This window comes from Geobacillus genomosp. 3, assembly GCF_000445995.2.
Lineage (GTDB): Bacteria > Bacillota > Bacilli > Bacillales > Anoxybacillaceae > Geobacillus.
The window spans coordinates 844,613-865,883 of the sequence record NC_022080.4 but is presented as its reverse complement, the minus strand read 5'-3'; the positions used below and the strand labels follow the sequence as shown (position 1 = coordinate 865,883).

Annotated in this window: 19 protein-coding genes and 3 riboswitches; of the genes, 10 read left to right on the top strand and 9 right to left on the bottom strand. The window is 54.4% G+C overall.

The window, feature by feature from the left end; genetic code table 11:
- Positions 1-118 precede the first annotated feature (118 nt).
- Positions 119-297, top strand: a riboswitch (Lysine riboswitch).
- An 88-nt stretch (positions 298-385) separates the two neighbouring features.
- The 3 genes from M493_RS04475 (at position 386) to M493_RS04465 (ending at position 4,518) form a co-directional block, all read left to right on the top strand.
- Complete coding sequence (locus M493_RS04475) at positions 386-1,810, top strand: amino acid permease (RefSeq protein ID WP_020959096.1); 1,425 nt, start codon at positions 386-388, stop codon at positions 1,808-1,810.
- A gap of 119 nt (positions 1,811-1,929) precedes the next feature.
- Complete coding sequence (locus M493_RS04470) at positions 1,930-3,948, top strand: alpha/beta hydrolase family protein (protein WP_020959095.1); 2,019 nt, start codon at positions 1,930-1,932, stop codon at positions 3,946-3,948.
- Positions 3,949-3,966: 18 nt separating this feature from the next.
- Positions 3,967-4,518: a short-chain dehydrogenase gene (locus tag M493_RS04465; RefSeq protein WP_020959094.1), complete on the top strand. Its 552-nt coding sequence runs from the start codon at positions 3,967-3,969 to the stop codon at positions 4,516-4,518.
- Between the two features lie 61 nt (positions 4,519-4,579).
- Here the strand turns inward: M493_RS04465 and M493_RS04460 are convergent, their stop codons facing one another.
- Together M493_RS04460 and M493_RS04455 are read right to left on the bottom strand one after the other, a co-directional pair.
- A complete protein-coding gene (locus tag M493_RS04460; RefSeq protein WP_020959093.1) occupies positions 4,580-5,149 on the bottom strand; it encodes a phosphate propanoyltransferase in 570 nt (189 codons plus the stop codon).
- 81 nt (positions 5,150-5,230) lie between these two features.
- Positions 5,231-5,692 carry a MarR family winged helix-turn-helix transcriptional regulator gene (locus tag M493_RS04455; protein ID WP_020959092.1) on the bottom strand — a complete coding sequence of 154 codons (462 nt, stop codon included), beginning with the start codon at positions 5,690-5,692 and terminating at the stop codon, positions 5,231-5,233.
- A 214-nt stretch (positions 5,693-5,906) separates the two neighbouring features.
- On the opposite strand from M493_RS04455, the gene M493_RS04450 reads away from it, so the two are divergent.
- Positions 5,907-6,638: a ZIP family metal transporter gene (locus M493_RS04450; RefSeq protein WP_020959091.1), complete on the top strand. Its 732-nt coding sequence runs from the start codon at positions 5,907-5,909 to the stop codon at positions 6,636-6,638.
- A 39-nt stretch (positions 6,639-6,677) separates the two neighbouring features.
- On the opposite strand, the gene M493_RS04445 is transcribed toward M493_RS04450, so the two are convergent.
- From M493_RS04445 to M493_RS04425, 5 genes are all read right to left on the bottom strand, one after another.
- Complete coding sequence (locus M493_RS04445) at positions 6,678-7,220, bottom strand: 1,2-dihydroxy-3-keto-5-methylthiopentene dioxygenase (protein WP_020959090.1); 543 nt, start codon at positions 7,218-7,220, stop codon at positions 6,678-6,680.
- Between the two features lie 30 nt (positions 7,221-7,250).
- Positions 7,251-7,886, bottom strand: coding sequence for a methylthioribulose 1-phosphate dehydratase (locus M493_RS04440; protein ID WP_020959089.1), 636 nt, complete (start codon positions 7,884-7,886; stop codon positions 7,251-7,253).
- Positions 7,883-8,545 carry a 2-hydroxy-3-keto-5-methylthiopentenyl-1-phosphate phosphatase gene (gene mtnX / locus M493_RS04435; RefSeq protein ID WP_020959088.1) on the bottom strand — a complete coding sequence of 221 codons (663 nt, stop codon included), beginning with the start codon at positions 8,543-8,545 and terminating at the stop codon, positions 7,883-7,885. The genes M493_RS04440 and mtnX overlap by 4 nt, the downstream gene beginning before the upstream one ends.
- Complete coding sequence (gene mtnW / locus M493_RS04430) at positions 8,542-9,783, bottom strand: 2,3-diketo-5-methylthiopentyl-1-phosphate enolase (RefSeq protein ID WP_020959087.1); 1,242 nt, start codon at positions 9,781-9,783, stop codon at positions 8,542-8,544. Before mtnW ends, mtnX begins: the two co-directional genes overlap by 4 nt.
- Before the next feature lie 67 nt (positions 9,784-9,850).
- A riboswitch (SAM riboswitch) is annotated at positions 9,851-9,958 on the bottom strand.
- A gap of 97 nt (positions 9,959-10,055) precedes the next feature.
- Positions 10,056-11,231 (bottom strand): pyridoxal phosphate-dependent aminotransferase, encoded by a 1,176-nt coding sequence (locus M493_RS04425; protein WP_020959086.1) that lies wholly within the window; start codon positions 11,229-11,231, stop codon positions 10,056-10,058.
- A gap of 116 nt (positions 11,232-11,347) precedes the next feature.
- On the opposite strand from M493_RS04425, the gene M493_RS04420 reads away from it, so the two are divergent.
- The 6 genes from M493_RS04420 (at position 11,348) to M493_RS04395 (ending at position 18,491) form a co-directional block, all read left to right on the top strand.
- The gene (locus M493_RS04420) at positions 11,348-12,163 is read left to right on the top strand and encodes a carbon-nitrogen family hydrolase (RefSeq protein ID WP_020959085.1); all 816 of its coding nucleotides are present in this window, start codon (positions 11,348-11,350) and stop codon (positions 12,161-12,163) included.
- Between the two features lie 93 nt (positions 12,164-12,256).
- Positions 12,257-12,425, top strand: a riboswitch (SAM riboswitch).
- A gap of 85 nt (positions 12,426-12,510) precedes the next feature.
- Complete coding sequence (gene mtnK / locus M493_RS04415; protein WP_020959084.1) at positions 12,511-13,701, top strand: S-methyl-5-thioribose kinase; 1,191 nt, start codon at positions 12,511-12,513, stop codon at positions 13,699-13,701.
- Between the two features lie 70 nt (positions 13,702-13,771).
- On the top strand, positions 13,772-14,839 hold the full coding sequence (mtnA, locus tag M493_RS04410) for an S-methyl-5-thioribose-1-phosphate isomerase (protein WP_020959083.1): 1,068 nt from the start codon (positions 13,772-13,774) through the stop codon (positions 14,837-14,839).
- On the top strand, positions 14,826-15,989 hold the full coding sequence (locus M493_RS04405) for a sugar ABC transporter substrate-binding protein (RefSeq protein WP_020959082.1): 1,164 nt from the start codon (positions 14,826-14,828) through the stop codon (positions 15,987-15,989). The genes mtnA and M493_RS04405 overlap by 14 nt, the downstream gene beginning before the upstream one ends.
- A complete protein-coding gene (locus M493_RS04400; protein ID WP_020959081.1) occupies positions 15,986-17,536 on the top strand; it encodes a sugar ABC transporter ATP-binding protein in 1,551 nt (516 codons plus the stop codon). The genes M493_RS04405 and M493_RS04400 overlap by 4 nt, the downstream gene beginning before the upstream one ends.
- Positions 17,478-18,491: an ABC transporter permease gene (locus M493_RS04395; protein ID WP_020959080.1), complete on the top strand. Its 1,014-nt coding sequence runs from the start codon at positions 17,478-17,480 to the stop codon at positions 18,489-18,491. The genes M493_RS04400 and M493_RS04395 overlap by 59 nt, the downstream gene beginning before the upstream one ends.
- Before the next feature lie 61 nt (positions 18,492-18,552).
- Here the strand turns inward: M493_RS04395 and M493_RS04390 are convergent, their stop codons facing one another.
- Together M493_RS04390 and M493_RS04385 are read right to left on the bottom strand one after the other, a co-directional pair.
- Entirely contained in the window at positions 18,553-19,044 is a 492-nt protein-coding gene (locus M493_RS04390; RefSeq protein WP_020959079.1) for a methylated-DNA--[protein]-cysteine S-methyltransferase, read from the bottom strand.
- Entirely contained in the window at positions 19,034-21,250 is a 2,217-nt protein-coding gene (locus M493_RS04385) for a PAS domain-containing sensor histidine kinase (RefSeq protein ID WP_020959078.1), read from the bottom strand. Before M493_RS04385 ends, M493_RS04390 begins: the two co-directional genes overlap by 11 nt.
- Between the last annotated feature and the right edge of the window lie 21 nt (positions 21,251-21,271).

The following is a 21,271-nucleotide window of genomic DNA, read 5'->3' as shown; positions in this document are numbered from 1 at the left end:
GGAGGTCGCGGCAACAGACGGAAGACCTACACGCTTAACCTTATTTCAGAAAAATATATTGACGTTTTTTGTCGAATCGGGTAAGATAATGTCGGCAACGATATCCCCCTCTCCACTTCAATGGGATAGAGGTTGCGATGGGTAAAAGTAGTTTCGCTGAGGCCGGAGCGCTGATGAAGCGGAATGAAAGGATTCATCGCCGAAGTTTGCGGCGCGCTCCGGCGGCGCAAGCTGGGCCTGCGGCCGAACAGACGCAGGACTGCCATCGTTCTAGGGCGATGGAGCGCTATCGCATTCAGTTGGATGCGGATGTGTCATGCACCCGTTGAAACGATAAGGGTGCTTTTTTATTGTTTATCTTTGGTGAAGAAAGGAGTTTTCCATCTTGAATAACAACCGGCAACTCGGATTTTGGGTGTTAACGGCGTTAGTCGTTGGCAATATGGTCGGATCCGGCATTTTTATGCTGCCGCGCTCATTGGCAGAGGCGGCGAACCCGATTGGCGTCATGTTCGCCTGGCTATTGACCGGCGTCGGCGTGTTAATGACGGCGCTTGTGTTTGGCAACTTGGCGATCCGCAAGCCGAACTTGGGCGGCGGGCCGCAAATTTATGCGAAAGAGCTGTTCCCGAAAGGTTCGAACTTGTCGATTTTATCCGGTTTTATGTCGTCGTGGGGCTATTGGGTCGGCAACTTTGCCGGCAATGTCGCCATCATCACGACGTTTGCGAGCTACTTGTCGACATTTTTCCCTGTATTAACGAGCGACAAAACCGTTCTCACGATGGGCTCGTTTACGCTAAAGCTTGGGAATTTGCTTACCTTTCTCGTCTGCACGGCGCTTCTTTGGGTGATGCACGCCATTATTTTGCGCGGCGTAGAAGATGCCGGCAAGTTGAATTTCGCGGCGACAGCGGCGAAAGTGCTCGGCTTTTTCCTGTTTATTGTCATTGCCTTATTCGCTTTTGACAGAGCGATCGTCGGTCCGCTTGATGCCCCGCGTTATGACGGAGACGGACAGCCGCTCGGCCTGCTTGGACAAATTAACAACGCCGCGTTAGCGACGCTTTGGGCGTTTGTCGGTGTTGAATCGGCGATGGTGTTCGCTTCGCGGGCGCGCAAACAGGCGGATGTGAAGCGGGCGACGATCGCCGGTCTTTTGATCGCTTTGGCCATTTATATTGGCATCAGCTTTTTGGTAATGGGCGTCTTGCCGCAAGACAAGCTCATTCAATCGGAGAAGCCGCTCGTTGATGCCATTGTCGCCATCGTCGGCCCGGGCGGCGGCTACGTGCTTGCTGGTCTTGGTCTCATCAGCTTGCTCGGTTCGACGCTCGGCTGGATTTTGTTGAGCGCAGAAGTGCCGTACCAGGCGGCGAAACAAGGGCTGTTTCTGCCGGCCTTTTTGAAAGAAAACAAGAAAAACGTGCCAAGCTTCTCGTTGACGCTATCGAATGCATTGGCCCAGCTGTTCATTTTCTCGACCATTTCCCATTCGATGGCGGCAGCGTTCGACTTTGTCATTTACATCGCTACGCTCGCCTATCTCGTTCCGTATTTGATCGCCTCTGTCTTCCAGCTGAAACTCGTGCTCACCGGGGAAACGTATGGGGCAGCGCACGGACGGCTGGCTGACGGCGTGATCGCTGCTTTGGCGACCGTCTACTCCGTCTGGGTCGTCATCGCTGGCACAGCGGACATGAAAACGTTCCTGCTCGGCGTCGCCTTGCTGGCCAGCGGCGTGATCTTCTACCCGCAAGTGAAAAAAGCGGCGCAGCAAACAAACGAAAAAGAAAAATTATCAGCGTAACGAACACCGAACGTCCTTCAACGGGACGTTCTTTTTTTTTATTGCCGGCAGGATTTTTCTTTCGAAACACGAAATAAGATACTATCCTAACTTTACTTTATGGAAAGAGGAGGTCGCTCATGAACAATGGACAACCGCTGAAACACCGCGGCATGACTGTAGAAGATCTGCTTCGCCTCCGCTCGGTGCGCGATCCGCACTACGCGCCGGACGGAACGCGCGGCGTGTTCGTGCAAAAATCGATCGATGAGGAAAAACAATACCGTTCCCATCTATACATATGGACCGAAGGCGGCGCCGTCCGCCAGTGGACGTTCGGCCGCTGGCGCGACACGAGGCCGCGCTTTTCCCCGGACAGCAAAACGATCGCGTTTTTGTCCGACCGCTCCGGGCGCACACAGCTTTGGCTGTTGCCGGCTGACGGCGGCGAAGCGCGCCAGCTGACGTTTTTCAAAAACGGGGTGCGCGATTACGTTTGGACGCCGGACGGGGCGTTTCTCATCGCTTTGACAACGCTTGGCGACAACGAAACGATCGACGACCGGGAAGAGCCGGAAAAAAAGGAAACGAAGCCGGCTGACCTGAAACCGCGCGTGGTGGAGCGGCTCTACTACAAATCAGACGCATCGGGTTTTCTTGACGGCAAACAGGCGGTGCTCGTGCGCATCGATGCAACGTCAGGAAAAGCGGAAGCGTTGACAAACCTCGAGGAAGAAATCGGCTCATTTGCCGTTTCGCCAAACGGGCAGACGCTCGCCTTTGTCGCCAATCGGAACAATGATCCTGACACCATGTTTACGCGCGACATCATTTTGCTCGATCTCGAGAAAAAAACAGAAACGAACTTGACGAACGGATGCGGCACATTCGCCTCGCTCGCCTGGTCGCCGGACGGAATGAAGCTCGCGGCCATCGGCCATGATCTCGCTTATCTCGGAGCGACCATTCACCGTCTCTACGTCTTTGAACTAGAACGTCAAACGAAGCGGGTGCTGACCGCCGATTGGGACGTTCATCTCGGCGATGCGATGGTCGGCGATACACACGCCGATGCAAAAGGCCCAGGCCCGGTTTGGAAACATGACGGAACCGGTGTATACGTCACCGCCTCGGAGCGCGGACGCGTCAACGTATTTTTCATCCCGCTTGACGGACCCGTCGTTCCGATCATCGAAGGGGACTTCCATGTATACGGCCTCGCCATCCATCCGAACGAACAGCAGGCCGTTGCCGCGATTAGCGAGCCGACAGTGATTGGGGATTTATATGCCATCTCACTTGAAAGCGGCGCAAAAACGCGGCTCACCACGGTCAATGAAGCGCTCGAGAACGAAGTCGCGCTCGCTGATGCCGAACCGTTTACCTACCAATCAACAGACGGTTCGGACATTCAAGGTTGGGTCATGAAGCCGCCCGGGCTTGGCGGCGGAGAAAAAGCACCGCTTATCGTCGAAATTCATGGCGGCCCGCATACAATGTACGGATTTACGTTTTTCCATGAATTTCAGCTGCTCGCTTCTTCCGGCTATGCTGTGCTGTTTACGAATCCGCGCGGAAGCCATGGATACGGCCAACCGTTTGTCAATGCAGTGCGCGGCGATTACGGCGGCATGGATTATGAAGACATTATGGCCGGCGTCGACGCCGCCATCAAGCAGTTCGCCTTTATTGACGAGACACGTCTTGGCGTTACCGGCGGCAGCTACGGCGGATTTATGACGAACTGGATCGTCGGGCACACCGACCGCTTCCGGGCCGCCGTCACCCAGCGCTCGATTTCCAACTGGCTCAGCTTCGCCGGCGTGAGCGACATCGGCTACTTTTTCACGAAATGGGAAGTTGGGTGCGACGTCTGGGAAGACGCCGAGCGGCTTTGGCATCATTCGCCGCTCAAATACGTCCAACATGTGCGCACGCCGCTCTTAATTTTGCATAGCGAGCATGACTATCGCTGCCCGATCGAGCAGGCGGAACAGTTGTTTATCGCATTGAAACAACTCGGGCGGGAAACGAAACTTGTCCGCTTCCCCGATGCCAATCACGATTTGTCGCGCACCGGCAACCCGGCACTTCGCCTCGAACGGCTTCGCCAAATCGTCGGTTGGTTTGATCATTATTTGAAAGGACCACTGGATTAATTTGAAAGGAGACGCGCCATGCACGCCCTTGTCATCGGCGGGACAGGCATGTTGGCTGATGTGTCGCTTTGGCTTGTGCGGGAAGGATATGATGTGTCCGTCATCGCCCGCCGCTACGGACGGATGAAGCAGCTCATCGACCGCGCTGGACAAATGGCATCCATCAATCCGCTTCTTGTTGACTATCGCGATCAAGAAGCGCTTTGTTCCCTAATTTCCCGGGCCGTCCAAAAAAACGGAACGTTTGCTCTAATCATTGCGTGGGTGCATACAGACGGAAACCAGGCGCTGTCCACTGTCATCAAAAAAAATAGCGGACATCCCGGCCCTTGGCGGTTGTTTCACGTGCTCGGCAGCCGCGCCGATCCAGCCGAGGCGAAATCGGAACTCTGTTTGCCTGTCGCTTGCCTTTATCGGCAAGTTCAGCTCGGTTTTGTCGTAGAAGAATACGGTTCGCGCTGGCTCACCCATCAAGAAATCAGCGGCGGCGTCATTGATGCCATTCGGCGTGATGCGCCGTTTCATCTGGTCGGCACCCTAGATCAATCAGAGAAGAAGCGCCCGCGTTAACGGGAGGCGCCCGCTCGGGACGAACGAGAGGGCGCCTTGTCTCCCATTGCTGCGGATGATTTCACGACGGGAGCAACTCCACATAATCGCCCGTTTTTAAACCGGCCGCGTTCGCTTCATCGGTGTCAATGTGCATATCTAACGCAAAGTCTTCGCTGACGCGGACGATCACTTCGTCAAAAATGAGGGCGCGCTCCCCTTGCGTTTTCACTTTCACGACTTGCCTGTCGCGGACGCCAAACGTTTCCGCATCTTTCGGCGTCATATGAATGTGGCGCTTGGCAATGATGACCCCCTTGTCCACCGTCACCGTCCCGTTCGGCCCGTGAATCGTAATGCCCGGCGTTCCTTCAATATCGCCAGATAAGCGGACAGGCGGCGCAACACCAAGCTTGAAGCTGTCCGTTTTCGAGATTTCAAGCTGGGTGAGCGAACGGACCGGGCCAAGGACGCGGACATTTTCGATTTTCCCTTTCGGTCCTTCCACCGTTACCGTTTCCTTAGCGGCAAACTGGCCGGGCTGGGACAGCGGCTTGAGCACTGTCAGCTCGGCGCCTTCCCCGAACAGCGCCGCCATATGTTCTTTCGATAAATGAATATGGCGATTCGACACCCCAACCGGAATCATCATGACGATCTCTCCTTTTTCTAATGTTGTTTTCTTTAAATAACGTGTCCATTTTCGGCAAAAATTAAAGAGACCGACGAATGGTCAGTCTCTGTTTGGCTGGGCGTTTTTCGCTCCGTATCCTAATTTTTTCAGCAAGGCGATCGCTTGCTCTTTTTCCTCCGCCGTAAGCGCTGATACCGTTTCATGAATTTTTTCTGCATGTTCCGGAAAGACGCGCTCAATGAACCGCCGGCCTTCTTCCGTAATCGATGCATACGTGACGCGCCGGTCCCGTTCACAGGCCCGGCGGACGATCAACCCTTTGTTTTCCAGTTTGTCGACAACGTAAGTGATGCTGCCGCTGGCGAGCAAAATTTTTTCGCCGATTTGCTGAAGCGGCTGGTCGCCTTTATGGTATAGCAGTTCTAACACCGCAAACTCCGTCGGATTCACTCCGAACGAGTGGATCGATTTGTTTACTTGGTCGCTGACGGACCGATATGCCCGTGACAGTACGATAAACAGTTTCAATGATTGCTCAAGCGCCTGCTCTTTCTGTTCCATAGCATCCAACCCTTTACAATTGACCGTTTCTTACCTGCATTATACCGAAACGGCGAACAGACAGGCAACCGTTTTTGCCGGCTGCCTATGCATTTTGCTCGCCACCGTCTGTTCATTTCGTTATGATAATTTATTATATGGCGGCGCTTGGGCGATTGTCACATTTCTATTATTCGCGCATATGAAAAAGTAAAGGAAGATGAGGGGGGATCGAATGAACCAAGTGTTAGCCGGCAGTGTGCTTTCTGCCTTATCGACAGGGCTTGGCGCTGTGCCGATTTTGTTTTTAGCCAAATCACTCACCCACCGTTGGCGTGACGTGCTGTTGGCATTTTCCGCCGGCATTATGATGGCGGCGTCTATGATGAGCCTTATTCCGGAGGCGCTGCGGATCGGCGGCTTTGGGGCACTTACGATCGGCCTTTCGGCTGGCGTGCTCATTTTAACGTTGCTCGAGATGACTGTTCCCCATATCGATTTAGGGCATACAAAAAGCGGTTTGCCATTTGACGAAAAAGCGATGCTCATCATCGCTGCCATTACGTTGCACAACCTTCCTGAAGGATTATCGGTGGGAGTCAGCTATGCATCCGATGCCGAGACGACTGGCAATTTGATCGCGTTGGCCATCGGCTTGCAAAATGCGCCGGAAGGATTTTTAGTCGCCTTGTTTTTAGTCAATCAGCACATCAGCCGCTTCAAAGCCTTTCTGATTGCCACATTAACGGGGGCGGTCGAAATCGTCACATCGCTGCTCGGTTTTTATTTAACTTCCCTCTTCCGTGGTTTAGTCCCGTACGGATTGGCGTTTGCCGCCGGAGCCATGCTGTTTATTATTTACAAAGAGCTTATTCCCGAAAGCCATGGCGACGGAAATGAACGGACATCGACATATGCGTTTATTATTGGTATTTTGTTTATGATTTTTCTAACAGAATCGTTTTAACAAAAACCCCGCTGCCGCACAGGCAACGGGGTATGTTCATTAGTGGCTGACTTCCTCTTTTTCTTCGTACGGATGGGCAACCCAGCCGGACGGATCGATAAACAGACGGACAGCCACAACTTGCCGGTCATCCATCAATGTGAAGTAGTGCGGATTCCCTTCCGGCACGGAAATGACATCGCCCGCTTCCAGCTCGACATCAAAATAACCGGTTTCTTTGTCGCCTTTGATGATGAAAATGCCGTGGCCGGCCGTAATGGCGCGCACTTCATCTTCCGTATGGACGTGCACTTGTTCAAATTTTTTCAGCAGCTCTTCCAAGTTTGGCGTCGCCTCAGACAAAGCGACGATGTCCCACGTTTTGTAGCCGCGGCGCGCTGCCAAGTCTTCGATCTCGTCTTTAAATGTCGTCAAAATTTCCGCTTTCTCTTCATCGCTTAACACATACTTGTCGCGCAAATGTTCCGGCAGTTTCGTAATGTCCCAATGCTCGTACAAGACGCCTTGGCTGTTTAAAAAGGCGCGGACATTGTCTTCACCTTCGATTACTTGACCCGTTTTTTTCACTTTGATGACTGCCATCGTCAAAATCCCCCTTTAACAGTGTATCAATTAGTCAGCTAGCGGCACGGCGGCCCGTTGCAGAAGCAGCCGCTTCACCTGCCAGCTGAACAAAAACTCCCACGCTTCCAAATGTTTTTTCGCTTCAAATGCATCGCGGCCCCAGACGGTAATGCCATGGTTATGGATCAATACCGCGCCCGTATCGCCGTCGACATGTTTCGCAAATTCGGCGGCCAACGTCGGGATGTCGGCGTCATTGTCAATGATCGGAATGCGCACCTCGGCATTTTCTTCCCAAATACCGAACGCTTTAATGATTTCCTGGCCGGAAAAAACCGCTTCCCCGTTTTGGGCGTACACGTCGGAAATGATGTTGTTGTCGACCGTATGGACGTGCAACACGCAGCCAGCGTTCGTCTGCCCATAAATTTTTGTATGCAACAGCGTCTCCGCTGACGGCTTTACATGTGTTTGCTCCGCTGGTCGGCCAGCGGCGTCAACGAGCAGAAAATCTTCGTCTGTCTGCTTCCGTTTGTCTTTGCCGCTGGCCGTGACAAGAAAGGTGAGCGGATCGTTTGTCACTTTGATCGATAAATTGCCGCTTGTCGCGAAAAACCAGTCACGGGCGGCAAGCTCGGCCTTCACCTCGGCGAGCTCGTTCCATTTTTGCACGACGATGCTCATGCCGTCACCTCCACCTGCTGCAAATGATCCATCACATCAAAAAACGTCGCAAACGGCGCATGGGGCAAATCGAGCGCTTGGCATTTTTTGAGCAGAAAATCGCGCGCCAGCACGTAATCCGCTTGTTTTGCCGCCGCTAAATCGGTAATCGAATCGCCGATGACGACATGATACCCGTTCGGGTGGGCCAGCTTCCGAAGAAGCGACGGCTTGCAGCAGCCGCAGCCGTTTTGGCACTCGCCGTCGCACGCATGCGGCCATGTGATGCGGATCGTCTCGCCGCTGAAATCGGAGCCGTTGCAAAAAATGCGCTCTCGTTCGATGATCCCGTCAAGCAGCGGGTAGACAAAAAAGTCGATCCCGCCGCTCACCACATAGAGCGGAATGCCCTGCTCTTTCGTCCAAGCGGCGAATTCGCGAAACCCTTCGCGCAAACGGGCGGTGCGCCGCAGGAAATCGACGATCTCGCCCTTTAGCGAAGACGGAAGGAGGGAAAACATGTTTCCGACCCCTTCTTGAACCGAGATGCGCTCGGCGAGAATGTCGTCTTTGAGCGCCTCCCACTCCGGCGGGGCAAACTGTTTCATAATAGCGATAATGTTGTCGTTTTCCGTAATCGTGCCGTCAAAATCACAAAAGAGAACAAGCTGTCTTGTCATGCTTCCACCTCAACAGCGCCCCAGCGGTCGATTGCTTTTTGCAGCGCTTCGTTTTCTGTCGCCGCTTCGCGGAGCAGACGGCCGGCAAGAGCCGCGTCGATGGCAGCGCGAAACGCCTGCCCGCCGCCGATCGCCCCGTCCGGATGGCCATGAATGCCCCCGCCGGCGTTGACGATGCTGTCAAGGCCGAAATCGCGGACAAGAAGCGGCACGAGCCCCGGATGAATGCCGGCCGATGGCACCGGAAACGCCCGCGCAAACGGCTCTTGTTCATCGGTGAGCGCCCGGGCGATGCCAAGCGCCTGCTCGCGCTCAAGAGCGACGCTGCCGTACGGCGACGGGAACAGGACGAAATCAGCTCCTGCGAACCGCAACAGCTTGCCGAGCAACAGCGACGGGGCGACCCCGTAAAACTCAGACGGCGTGATGGCGCCGCTAAACGCCGGATGAGCCATGATCGGCACGGTGATGTTCTCATCCGCGCGCAGCCCTTGCAACACATCAAGCCCGTAGGCGAACACGTTAAACAACAGCACGTCGGCGCCAAGCTCGGCGGCCCGTTTCGCTTTCTCTTTCAGCTCAAACGTTTTGCCGGTCAAGTTGACGGCATACAGCGTCCGTTTGCCCGTTTGTTCATACACTTCCCGAAGCGCGGCCTTTCCTTCCGTAATCCGCTTTTCCAACGGCAGCTGCTCGCTGTCAAACAAAATTTCGTCATCTTTCACTAAGTCGACGCCGCCAAGCGCCTGTTTTTTCAATTCGGACGTCAAATACGCCAAATCGCGGCCAATGATGCCTTTAAAAATGCTCATCAACAGCGGGCGGTCATGCACCCCAACTTTTTCGCGAATGCCGCTGATGCCAAAGCGCGGCCCCGGGAATTGCCGCTTCCACTCGTCCGGAAACTCAAGGTCAAGCAGCCGCACTTCCCCATCAAGCGACAGCTTGCCGAACGTCGTCACCAAGAGCGCCGGCAAATCAGCGCTGAAGTTGACCGTCGGATAGGCGATTTTGACGATCGCCCGCTTCAGCCGCTTGCCGAAATACGCGTTCGTCCGCTCGCTTTCGCCAAGCTCTTCCATAGCGACGACTTCCCCTTTATGTTTGCGAAGCTGCTCCTGCTCCAACGCCGGCAAGTCGGTCCATGTGCCGACCGTCAAGCCGAGCGCGATTCCTTCCGCCTTTTTACGAATGTCTTTCTCGTCATGAAGCAAATACGTTGCAATCACTGCACTCATCATTCATCCCTCTTTCCAAAGAAAAAAGCCTCTTCATAAGAAGAGGCGTCATTCGTTTATGGCGCTCTTCTTATCTCTCAGCGTTTCCGCTGCAAGAATTAGCACCGTGCTTGAATGTACCAAGCCGGTTGCCGGGCTTCATTGGGCTCGTCCCTCCGCCTGCTCTTGATAAGAATGCTTGCGTAACTATACACTTGTCAAACGATTTTGGCGAGTATGGCAAATTTACTTTGAATTATGACAGCCTTTGCCGCCGTTGTCAATCATTTTTTTCAAAACAGTCCGAGGCGTCCGATCCGTTCGGCTGCTTCACAGAGCCGCGCCTCATCGGTCAACAGGCCGACGCGCACATACCCTTCGCCGTGCTCGCCAAAACCGATGCCCGGAGCGACGGCAACATGCGCCCGCTCAAGGAGCACATCGGCAAACTCGGCCGACGGCCATCCTTTCGGTACGGGGAGCCAGGCGAAAAACGACCCGGACGGCGCCGGTGCTTCCCAGCCGATGCCGCGCAAGGCAGAAATGAACGTATTGCGGCGCGCTTCATACAGGGCGACAAGCTCGTTGACGCAATCTTGCGGGCCGAGAAGCGCTGCGGCCGCCGCTTCCTGGACGGCGCCGAACAGGCTGACGTACAAATGGTCTTGCAGCAGCTCAAGCGCCCGAATGATCCGCTCGTTGCCGACGGCAAACGCGACGCGCCAGCCGGCCATATTGTACGTTTTCGAAAACGTGTAAATTTCAACCCCGACGTCTTTCGCCCCGTCAACTTCGAGGAAGCTGACCGGCTTTTTGCCGTCAAAACCGATCGCCCCATAGGCAAAGTCGTGCACGACGGCAATGCCGTGCTTGGCGGCGAACGCCACCGTCTCGGCGAAAAACTCGTTCGTCGCCGTCGCACCGGTCGGGTTGTTCGGATAGTTTAAAAACATCAGTTTCGCCTGGTCGGCGACCGCCGCCGGAATGGCGCTGTAATCGGGCAAAAATTGCTGCTCGGCGACAAGCGGCATCATTTCCATCCGCGCGCGGGCGAGCGCGATTCCCGACCAGTAATCCGGATAGCCTGGATCCGGGACGAGCACCGCATCGCCCGGGTTGACGAGGCAAAGCGGCAGCTCGACAAGCCCGGCCTTGCCGCCAAACAAAATGGCGACTTCGCGGGTCGGGTCAACCTCAACTCCGTATTCGCGCGCATAAAAGGCGGCAACAGCTTCTTTCAAAAAGGAGTAGCCTTGAAACGGCGAATATTTATGGTACTTCGGATTGGCCGCCGCCCGTTGCATCGCCTCAACGATATGCTTCGGCGTCGGCTGGTCCGGATTGCCTTGCCCTAAATTAATGACATCATGCCCGGCCTTGATTTTCTCTCCCACTTTGGCGACAAGCGAAGCAAAAAACTGCTTCGGCAGCTGTTCAAGCAGTTCGGAAAATGGAAATTCGATCGTCATCGCCCACACCTTCTCAAAAATTCTTCCTTCTCAAAAATTCTTGAAATTCTAGTGCAAAATCATATATCGTAAAAAGCAAAATGTAAAGCAAATTTTTTTCATTGGGGTGAAAAACAATGACCATCCGCATCGCTTGCCTCCAACTCGATATCGCGTTTGGCGATCCGCAAACGAACGAACAGCAAGCCGAAACAGCCGTGCAATCCGTCGCCAACGAAGGAGCCAACATCGTCGTGCTTCCGGAACTATGGACGACCGGCTATGACTTGACGCGCTTGGACGAAATTGCCGATGACGATGCCGTGCGGGCGAAAGCGTTCGCCTCCCGCCTGGCGCAAACATATGGCGTCCATTTCGTCGCCGGCTCAGTCGCCAAAAAAACCGCTGCCGGTGTGACGAACACGATGATTGTCGCCGACCGAAGCGGCCAAATCGTCAGTGAATATAGCAAACTTCATCTGTTCCAACTGATGGATGAGCATTTGTATTTGCAGCCGGGAAACGAGCCAGGCTTATTTTCACTTAGCGGGCTGTCGTGCGCCGGAGTCATTTGCTATGACATCCGCTTTCCGGAGTGGATTCGCACTCACGCCTTAGCCGGAGCGGAAGTGCTGTTTGTCGTCGCCGAATGGCCGCTTCCCCGCCTTCACCATTGGCGGACGTTGCTGATGGCGCGGGCGATTGAAAATCAATGCTATGTCGTCGCCTGCAATCGGGCCGGAAGCGACCCGAACAACGTCTTTGCCGGCCATTCGCTCGTCATCGACCCGTGGGGCGAAATCATCGCCGAGGCCGATGAAAAGCCGGGCGTTCTTCTAGCGGACATCGACCCGGCGCTCGTTAAAGAGGTCCGTGCGCGCATCCCGGTGTTTGCCGACCGCCGGCCGCGCGATTACGACGAGGCGGCAAAAAAAATTTTTAAAACGTATTGACAATCCGCCTGCCCAACCTGTATCATTCGAATCAAGCAACCAAACGATTGTTAACATCGTGAAAATTGCAAAAACTCAATAGCCAGATCGGTACTCTTATCAAGAGTTGGCTGAGGGAATTGGCCCAATGAAGCCCAGCAACCGACCGTAATGCTATCGTGAGATAGGGCGCACGCCAAGGGCGGCGCCGGAAGCGACCCGCTTCCGCAGGGCACGGTGCTAAGTCCAACAGAAAGACCGATGTCTTTCTGAAAGATAAGAGGCGCGAAGACGATGCATCTTCAAGCCTCTTTCCGTATGCGAAAGAGGCTTTTTCATTTGCCAAAACCTAAAGGGGGAACGTGAAAATGACGATTGTCCAATCAGCTGTTTACGAACCGCTCACCGAACAAAAAGCGACCGCCCTCGCCGTCCGCCTCGGCTTGTTCCGCGACGGGGCGCCGCTTCTGTGCCGCGAGATCGGCGATGGCAACTTAAACTTAGTGTTTCATATCGTCGACCAAGAGACAAAGCAAGGCATCATCATCAAACAAGCGCTGCCGTACGCGAAAGTCGTCGGTGAAAGCTGGCCGCTCACATTAAAACGCGCGGTCATTGAAAGCAACGCGCTGCGCACGTTTGCCAGCTATGTGCCGCAATATGTGCCAAACGTCTACTACTCTGACGAATCGCTCGCCATCACGGTGATGGAAGATTTGTCCCACTTGCAAATCGCCCGCAAAGGGCTGATCGAAGGGAAAACGTACCCGCTTTTGTCCCGGCATATTGGCGAATTCATCGCCAAAACAGCGTTTTACACGTCTGATTTCGGCATGAATCAACAAGAGAAAAAGAAGTTGGCGCAAAGCTTTGTCAATCCAGAGCTATGCAAAATTACGGAAGATCTCGTCTTTACCGATCCGTTTTTCGACCATGACACGAACAACTTTGAAGACGAATTGCGCCCAGACGTTGAAGCGCTTTGGGAAGATGACCGCCTCCGCCTCGAAGCAGCGAAGCTGAAGCGCAAGTTTTTAACTGAAGCGGATGTACTGCTGCACGGAGACTTACACACTGGCAGCATTTTCGCCAGCGACGACGAAACGAAAGTGATCGACCCGGAATTCGCCTTTTACGGCCCGATCGGGTTTGACCTTGGCCAATTTTTCGCCAACTTGCTGTTAAATGCGTTGTCCCGCCCTGAATCGGAGCGCCGTCCGCTCTTTGATCATATCGACCAGACGTGGGACGTTTTTACGTCTGTATTCTCGGAGCTTTGGCGCACCGAAAGCGTCGAAACGTACGCCGCGACGCCCGGACTGCTTGATGAGGTGCTGCGGCAGGCGTTCGTTGACGCCGTCGGTTTTGCCGGCTGCGAGGTCATCCGCCGGACGATCGGCCTCGCCCATGTGGCGGATCTCGACGGCATTGACCAAAAAGTCGAACGGCTCACCGCGAAACGGCACGCACTCCGTCTCGGCCGCCGCCTGATCGTTGAGCGTGCCGAACTGGCGGGAACGGACGGCTTCCGCCGCCTGTTCGTCGAAACGGAACGATGACACCCTCTGCCCGGGCCGGCCGTCCAACGCCAGCCCGGGCCAATCGACCAACCGAGAAAGGAAGACGACGATGAACTCATTTGTCATCCCGCGCTCTGTCGAATGGCATGAGACGCATGTCACGATTTTAAACCAACAAAAACTGCCATCGATCACCGAATACATGGACTTGCATACGCTCGAAGACGTCCATGAGGCGATCGCGACGTTGAAAGTGCGCGGGGCGCCGGCGATCGGCATCACGGCTGCCTACGGCTTGGCGCTCGCCGCCTCGCGCTATGAAACCGAATCAGTGGACGAATTTCAGCGCCGCTTGCAACAAGACCGCGACTACTTAGCGAGCGCCCGCCCGACGGCCGTCAACTTGTTTTGGGCGCTCGACCGGCTCGTCGCCGCCGCGAAAAGCGCCGCTTCCGTCAACGAAGCGAAAACAATGCTCATTCACGAAGCGATCCGCATCCAAATCGAAGATGAGGATGTGTGCCACCGCATCGGCGAATACGCCTTGTCCCTTTTCCGTCCGGGCGACCGGGTGATGACGATTTGCAACGCCGGTTCGATCGCCACCGCCCGCTACGGAACGGCGCTCGCCCCGTTTTATTTGGCAAAAGAAAAAGGAATCGAGCTGTCCGTCTACGCCCTAGAAACGCGGCCGGTGTTGCAGGGAGCGCGCCTGACCACATGGGAGCTCATGCAGGCGGGCGTCGATGTGACGCTCATTACCGACAACATGGCGGCGCAAACGATCAAGGCGAAACACATCAACGCCATCATCGTCGGCGCCGACCGGATCGCGCGAAACGGCGATACAGCGAACAAAATCGGCACGTTTGGCCTCGCTTTGCTCGCCCAATCGTTCGGCATTCCGTTTTACGTTGCTGCCCCGCTGTCAACGATCGACATCAAGACAAAAACAGGGGCGGATATCCCGATTGAAGAGCGCCATCCGGATGAAGTGACGCATCTCGCCGGCGTGCGCATCGCCCCGGAAGGCGTCAACGTGTACAATCCGGCGTTTGATGTTACGCCAAACGAGCTCATTACCGCCATCATTACCGAAAAAGGCATCGTCCGCGGCCATTACGAAACGGCGCTGCCATCGTTATTCACAAAGGAGGAGCACCATGAAACAATTTAAGGCCTTATCGTTCCTTTTTCTTCTTTTCTTTGCCGTGTTCTCCATCTTAGCCGGCTGCACAAATGAGCAAGATGCCATGAGCGCCAAGCCGGCCAACGAAACGAAACAAACGGGCCAGCAAGGCGCCGCCTCATCGGCAAACAGCTCCACCGCCGCAAGCAGCGGGCAGGCGGCCATTCCGGAACAACTGAAAAAACCGGTGAAAATCGCCGCCATCATGCAAATGTCGATCGGCACATTCTCCTCGCAATACATCGCCGGCGTGAAAGAACAAGTGCAAAAGTTCGGCGGCGAAGTGCAAGTGTATAACGCCGACAACGATTTGACGAAGATGGCATCATATGTTGAAACGGCCATTACGCAAAACGTCGATGCCATTTTGCTTGACCACGGCCGCGCCGATGCGCTCGAAGGGCCGGTGAAAAAAGCCGTCGCCAAAGGCATTCCGGTTGTGGCGTTTGACAACGATTTGAACATTCCCGGCGTCACCGTCATCGACCAAGACGACTATAGCCTCGCTTGGAAAACGTTAAAGACGCTCGCCGAAGATCTAAACGGCGAAGGCCGCATCGTGACGATTTGGGTCGGCGGCTTCACCCCGATGGAACGCCGCCACGTCATTTACGAAGCATTTCAAAAGCGCTACCCGGACATTCAAGAAATCGCTAAATTCGGCACAGCGAGCTCGAATACAGCATTGGATACACAAACACAAATGGAGGCGATTTTGAAAAAATACCCGAATAAAGGCGACATCGATGCCGTCTTCGCGACATGGGACGAGTTCGCCAAAGGGGCGGTGCGCGCCATCGAACAAGCCGGACGCACGGAAATTAAAGTGTACGGCATCGATTTAAGTGATGAGGACTTGCAAATGATTCAAAAACCAAACAGCCCGTGGGTGGCGACAACGGCGACGGATCCGGCGGAAGTCGGCCGCGTTCAAGTTCGCTTCGCCTATCAAAAAATTGCTGGTGAAAAAACGCCGAACATTTACTCGCTCGAGCCGCATTTAGTGAAACGGTCTGACCTGCCGGACAAACAAGTATCGATGAGCGATCTCTCGCAATACATCCCGGGCTGGGGGCAATCGAACGTCGCCATCTCGCCGTGGATGAAAACGCTGGAAGCTCAGGTGAACAAAAAATGAACGGGTTGTCAATGCGGGGCATGGAAAAATCGTTTGGCGCCGTGCGCGTGCTTGACGGCGTGGACTTCGACGTCCGTCCGGGCGAAGTCCACGCCCTTTTAGGCATGAACGGCGCCGGCAAAAGCACGCTGATGAACATGTTGGCCGGCGCCGTTCCGCCCGACGCCGGCACGATCACGATCGACGGCACTCCATGCGCGTTTTCATCGCCGCGTGAGGCCAAGCAGGCCGGCATTGGCCTTGTCGTGCAAGAAGTGGACACAGCGCTGTTTCCCGGCCTGCCCGTTTACGAAAACCTGGCGGCTGACGAGCTCGCTGATGTGAAAAACCGGCCGATCCGCTCGCTGCGCCAAGAAAAAGAGCGGGCCGCCGCTCTGCTTCGCCGCGTCGGCCTTTCCATCCCGCCGACGAAGCTCGTGCGCGACTGTTCGCTCCATGAAAAACAGCTCATCGTGCTGGCAAAAGTGTTGTCGTCAAACGCGCGCTACATCATTTTGGACGAACCGACCGCCGCGCTGAGCGAGGCAGAAACGAAGCGGCTGTTTGCCATCATTCATGAGCTGAAACAGCAAGGCGTCGGCTTTATTTATATTTCTCATAAGCTGAAAGAAGTGCAAGAAATCGCTGACCGGCTGACGATTTTGCGCGACGGCCGCGTCGTCTATCACGGCGCGGCCGGCAGCCTGTCGCTTGAAGACATCGTCCTTCATATGACCGGGACGAAGCGAAGAACCTCTGCCAACCAGGCGCGCACGTACGGAAGCGACATCGCCTTTGCCGCCCGCGGAATCACGATTGACAAAACCGGCACGACCATCGACCTATACGCCCATCGCGGGGAAATTGTCGGCATCGCCGGCTTGGTCGGCGCCGGCAAGACGGAGCTTGCTGAAAGCCTCATCGCCCATCGAAAGACGGCGGGCGAATGGGAAATCGATGGCCGGCGCTATGTGTTCTCGTCACCTTATGAAGCCATCGAAGCCGGACTTTCCCTTATTCCCGAAGAACGGCGCAAGCAAGGGCTGTTTTTGCCCGAATCGGTGCGGACGAACATCACCGTGCGCCTTCTTTCCCGCCTGGCGCGCTGGCAATGGATCAAGCGGGCACAAGAAGCGGAGGCCGCCGATACCCTCGTTCGCTCGCTCGCCATCCATCCGCCGTCAAGCGCCACGGCTGTCCGCCACTTAAGCGGCGGCAACCAGCAAAAAGTCGTGATCGGCAAATGGCTGAACACGAACGCACGCGTCTTTTTGTTCGATGAACCGACGAAAGGAATCGATGTTCACGCGAAACAAGACGTCTTTTCCATCATCCGCACCCTCGCTGATGAAGGGAAAACCGTGCTGTACTTTTCAAGCGAATGTCATGAGCTGCTCGAGGTTTGCGACACCATCTATATTATGGTCGACGGTCGGCTGCTCGCCCGCCTGCCGGCCGCTGAACTCACGTACGAGCAGCTTGTTTATTATTGCAGTGGAGGTGAAATCGATGAATCAGCCGGCCGTTTCCGCGACGCCGTCGAAAAAAACGGCGCCGTCTATTCTTGAGTTTTTGTATAAACATGGGACATTGCTCGCCATTCTGGCCGTGATCGCCTATTTTGGCATCACACAAGACCGGTTTTTCACGTATGAAAACTTCAGCGACATTTTGCGCTCGATTTCGATCGTGACGCTCGTGGCGATCGGCATTACGTTTTCGCTGATCGTTGACGGCTTCGATTTATCGGTCGGCTCAACGGTAAGCCTTGCGACGATCGCCAGTGCGGCGGCGCTTGTCTTGCACCGTCAAGAAATTTTCGTCACCTTGCTCGTGCCGCTGTTGCTCGGCGTCGCCGTCGGACTGCTCAATTCGCTCTTGATCGTCAAATTCAAATTGCCTGATTTGCTCGCCACCTTAGCGACGATGTATGCCATCAACGGCGTACAACTCACCTATACGAAAGGATTTTCGATTTACAACGATATGCCGCTGCCAGACGGCGGCACGGCGCCGGGCAAATTCATTCCTTCCTTTTTATTTATCGGCCAAGGAGAGCTGTTCGGCGTACCGTTTTCCGTTTTGCTGATGCTATTCGTCGTCATTGCTGCCCACTTGTTTTTGACATACACCAAACCGGGACGCCTCTTTTATTTGACGGGGGAAAACCGGGAAGCGGCAAGGCTGTCGGGGATTCCGGTGAACCGTTACCGGACGTATGCGTACATCATCAGCGGCTTTTTCGCCGCCCTAGGCGGCATCGTCCTCGCTTCGCGCATTGGCACCGGGCAAGTATCAGCTGGGGCCTCATTTTTGATGGACGGCGTCGCCGCCGCCTACATCGGTTTTTCCGTCTTTGGCGCCGGCAAGCCGAACGTCATCGGCACGTTGTTCGGCTCGATTTTGATAGGTGTGTTGTTAAACGGCTTGACGATGGCAAACGTCCCGTACTACGCCCAGGACATTATAAAAGGCGCCATTTTAGTCGGCGCCCTCGCCCTGTCACATTGGCAAAAAAAATAACGCCCGATCCCGCCCCTGTGGACTCGAGCCCCGGGGGCGGCGTTTTTTTCCACCATTCCGTCTATTTGTGGCGCCGCTCGAGCGCCAACAGTTTCTCCTTCACATCGGTGCGGCTTCCGGCATAGCCGGTCAAGGCGCCGTTTTTGCCGATCACGCGATGGCACGGAACGACAATGGCCAGTTCATTCGCCCGGTTCGCCTGTCCGACGGCGCGCACCGCTTTCGGACGGCCGATTTGCGCGGCAATATCGGCGTAGGTCGCCGTTTCGCCGTACGGAATGCGGCACAGCGCCTTCCACACGTCTTGTTGAAAAGCCGTGCCTTGCCACCGAAGCGGCAAAGCGAACGCTTGGCGGCGGCCATGAAAATATTCATCCAACTGCGCAAGCGCGCGTTCCAAAAGCGGCGACCGTTTTTCTACAACCGGATGCCCGCTCGCAAACGCGCGCCATTCTTTCGAAAACAGTTCGACTTTCACAATCGCATCGCCGTCAGAAGCGATGTAAATATCGCCGAGCAGCTCTGAACGGTATACTGCATAATCAATCGTCATCGTTGTCCTCTCTTTCCGTTCGTTCGATCGGCAGCGTAATATGAAACGTCGTGCCGACGCCGACCTCGCTTTCCACGTCAATTTTCCCTTGATGTTCTTCGATAATTTTATAGCTGACCATCAAGCCGAGCCCGGTGCCGCGCTCTTTTGTCGTATAAAACGGCTCGCCGAGCTTTTTAATTTTATCCTTCGGAATGCCGCACCCCTGGTCGGTGATCGAGATGCGCACATGGCAGCCGTCACGGGCGATGCGCACCGTAATGTCCCCGCCTTTTGGCATCACTTCGATGGCGTTTTTCAAAATGTTAATGAACACTTGCTTCAGCTGATTCGGCTCACAATACACCGGCGGCAGCCCGCGGTCGAAATCGGCAATGATTTGCACGTTATGCATCATCGCCTGGGCGCTGATCAAATCGATCGTATCTTGCATAATTTTGCAAATATCATTTTGCTTGTATTGCACGGCCTGCGGTTTGGCCAGGACAAGAAACTCGGTGATGATCGACTCAATCCGCTTCAACTCCGACATAATGACATTAAAATACATCGAATAGTCGCCGTCAATGCTTCCTTGCAGCAGCTGGATAAAGCCTTTTAATGCCGTCATCGGGTTGCGAATTTCATGGGCGATGCCCGCAGCCAGCTCGCCGACGACATTGAGCGTATCCGATTTGCGCAGCTGCAACTCCATTTCTTTGCGCTCCGTAACGTCGCGAAACCTCATCATCCCTACGCCAGGAATGACTTCTTTTTTCAAGGAAAACTCAACGATTTTCCCCTTTCCCTCATCAGAAAACTCAACTTCACCGTTCGCCTCGCCGGCGCGCTGGCATTGCTGGAGGAGCTTATTCAGCTGGCGGCGCGCCCGCTCTGGAACAAGCTCCATCACCGTTTGACCGAGCAGCGTTTCTTTTGCGGCAGCGAAAAAGTCGCAGGCGATCGGATTCGCGTCGATGATGCGATGCTTCTCATCCCACAGCAAAATGCCGTCCATCGCATGGTCGAAAATGCTGCGAAACTTTTGCTCGCTTTCGCGCAGCTCACGTTCGATTTTCCTTCGCTCGCTCACATTGCGGAAAATCGTCAAATGATAGCCGTCAATCGCCCCTTTTTTCATCGTAAACTCGAGTTGTTTATCCTCGCCGTTTGGCATATGGAACGTTAATTCATCGCGAATTTCCCCTTTGCGGCGGAACTCACTGAAAATACGCTTTACCTTTTCATCCCCATATTGCACAAAATCAAGCAAATTACGGCGCACAAGCAAGTTCAAAGGCAGCTCAAACGTTCGGCTCGCCGCTGGATTGGCGTTTAGTATGTAACCGAAATCATCCCAAATGAGAATCGCTTCGTGTGCTTGCTCGAAAATAGCCCGGAAGCGTTCTTCGCTTTTTTGTAATTTAATCTCCATATTTTTCCTTTCGGTCACATCGCGCATAATGGCCATGTAAAAGCCGCTGTAAACGTTCGACGTCGCCGTCAGTTCAAACATTTTCACTGTTCCGTCCAGACGGACAAGCGACAATTCTCCTTTGGCCGTCCCTTTTTCCTTCACTTCCGACAGCAAGCGGGCAAACTCATCGGCGCATTCGCGGGCGACAAACTGCTGAAATGATAAACTGAGCAGCTTTCCTTTTTCCAAATTCAAGCTCATCGAAAACGCCGGATTCACGTCAATAAACCGCCCGAATTCGTCAAAAATGACGATGCCGTCGACCGCGCGGTTAAACACATCTTTAAACAAAAACTCGTGGATGATCCGCTCGCGCTCAAGCGCTTTATGAGCTGAGACGTCGCGCATCATAACGAGGTCAAACTCATTAAACACATCCTTTTTCATGGAAAATTCGATATGCTTCACTTTGCCGTCCGGCAGCTTGATGAGCAGCTCGTCACTGAACGAACCGAACTTTTGCAGCATCGACTGCTGAAATAATAAAATATCCGGCGGCACGAGCTCCAAAAACGAGGAAAACGAACGACCGATCAAGTGAAACTTATCCATTTCAAACAGCTTGCATGCCGCTTCATTGACGTCGACAAATTCACCATTTTTGTTTAGGATGACAATCGCATCAAGCGACCGCTCAAAAATGATGGAATAGCTGTTTAACCGCTCTTTTAGGCGCCGATTTTCTTCTTCGAGCAGCCGTACATCTGGCGTCGCATTTTGTTCTTCACGGGGAGAAAGGCTTTGGGCCATATGAATCTCTCCTTGTCTATT

Excerpts from the sequence above, each read along its gene's own strand:
- mtnA (WP_020959083.1), top strand. The coding sequence starts at position 13,772 with ATGAACTCATTTGTCATCCCGCGCTCTGTCGAATGGCATGAGACGCAT.
- M493_RS04465 (WP_020959094.1), top strand. The coding sequence starts at position 3,967 with ATGCACGCCCTTGTCATCGGCGGGACAGGCATGTTGGCTGATGTGTCG.
- M493_RS04390 (WP_020959079.1), bottom strand. The coding sequence starts at position 19,044 with ATGACGATTGATTATGCAGTATACCGTTCAGAGCTGCTCGGCGATATT.
- M493_RS04400 (WP_020959081.1), top strand. The coding sequence starts at position 15,986 with ATGAACGGGTTGTCAATGCGGGGCATGGAAAAATCGTTTGGCGCCGTG.
- M493_RS04470 (WP_020959095.1), top strand. The coding sequence starts at position 1,930 with ATGAACAATGGACAACCGCTGAAACACCGCGGCATGACTGTAGAAGAT.
- M493_RS04445 (WP_020959090.1), bottom strand. The coding sequence starts at position 7,220 with ATGGCAGTCATCAAAGTGAAAAAAACGGGTCAAGTAATCGAAGGTGAA.
- M493_RS04450 (WP_020959091.1), top strand. The coding sequence starts at position 5,907 with ATGAACCAAGTGTTAGCCGGCAGTGTGCTTTCTGCCTTATCGACAGGG.
- M493_RS04455 (WP_020959092.1), bottom strand. The coding sequence starts at position 5,692 with ATGGAACAGAAAGAGCAGGCGCTTGAGCAATCATTGAAACTGTTTATC.
- M493_RS04385 (WP_020959078.1), bottom strand. The coding sequence starts at position 21,250 with ATGGCCCAAAGCCTTTCTCCCCGTGAAGAACAAAATGCGACGCCAGAT.
- M493_RS04395 (WP_020959080.1), top strand. The coding sequence starts at position 17,478 with ATGAATCAGCCGGCCGTTTCCGCGACGCCGTCGAAAAAAACGGCGCCG.
- M493_RS04440 (WP_020959089.1), bottom strand. The coding sequence starts at position 7,886 with ATGAGCATCGTCGTGCAAAAATGGAACGAGCTCGCCGAGGTGAAGGCC.
- mtnK (WP_020959084.1), top strand. The coding sequence starts at position 12,511 with ATGACGATTGTCCAATCAGCTGTTTACGAACCGCTCACCGAACAAAAA.
- mtnX (WP_020959088.1), bottom strand. The coding sequence starts at position 8,545 with ATGACAAGACAGCTTGTTCTCTTTTGTGATTTTGACGGCACGATTACG.
- M493_RS04460 (WP_020959093.1), bottom strand. The coding sequence starts at position 5,149 with ATGATGATTCCGGTTGGGGTGTCGAATCGCCATATTCATTTATCGAAA.
- mtnW (WP_020959087.1), bottom strand. The coding sequence starts at position 9,783 with ATGAGTGCAGTGATTGCAACGTATTTGCTTCATGACGAGAAAGACATT.
- M493_RS04405 (WP_020959082.1), top strand. The coding sequence starts at position 14,826 with ATGAAACAATTTAAGGCCTTATCGTTCCTTTTTCTTCTTTTCTTTGCC.
- M493_RS04420 (WP_020959085.1), top strand. The coding sequence starts at position 11,348 with ATGACCATCCGCATCGCTTGCCTCCAACTCGATATCGCGTTTGGCGAT.
- M493_RS04425 (WP_020959086.1), bottom strand. The coding sequence starts at position 11,231 with ATGACGATCGAATTTCCATTTTCCGAACTGCTTGAACAGCTGCCGAAG.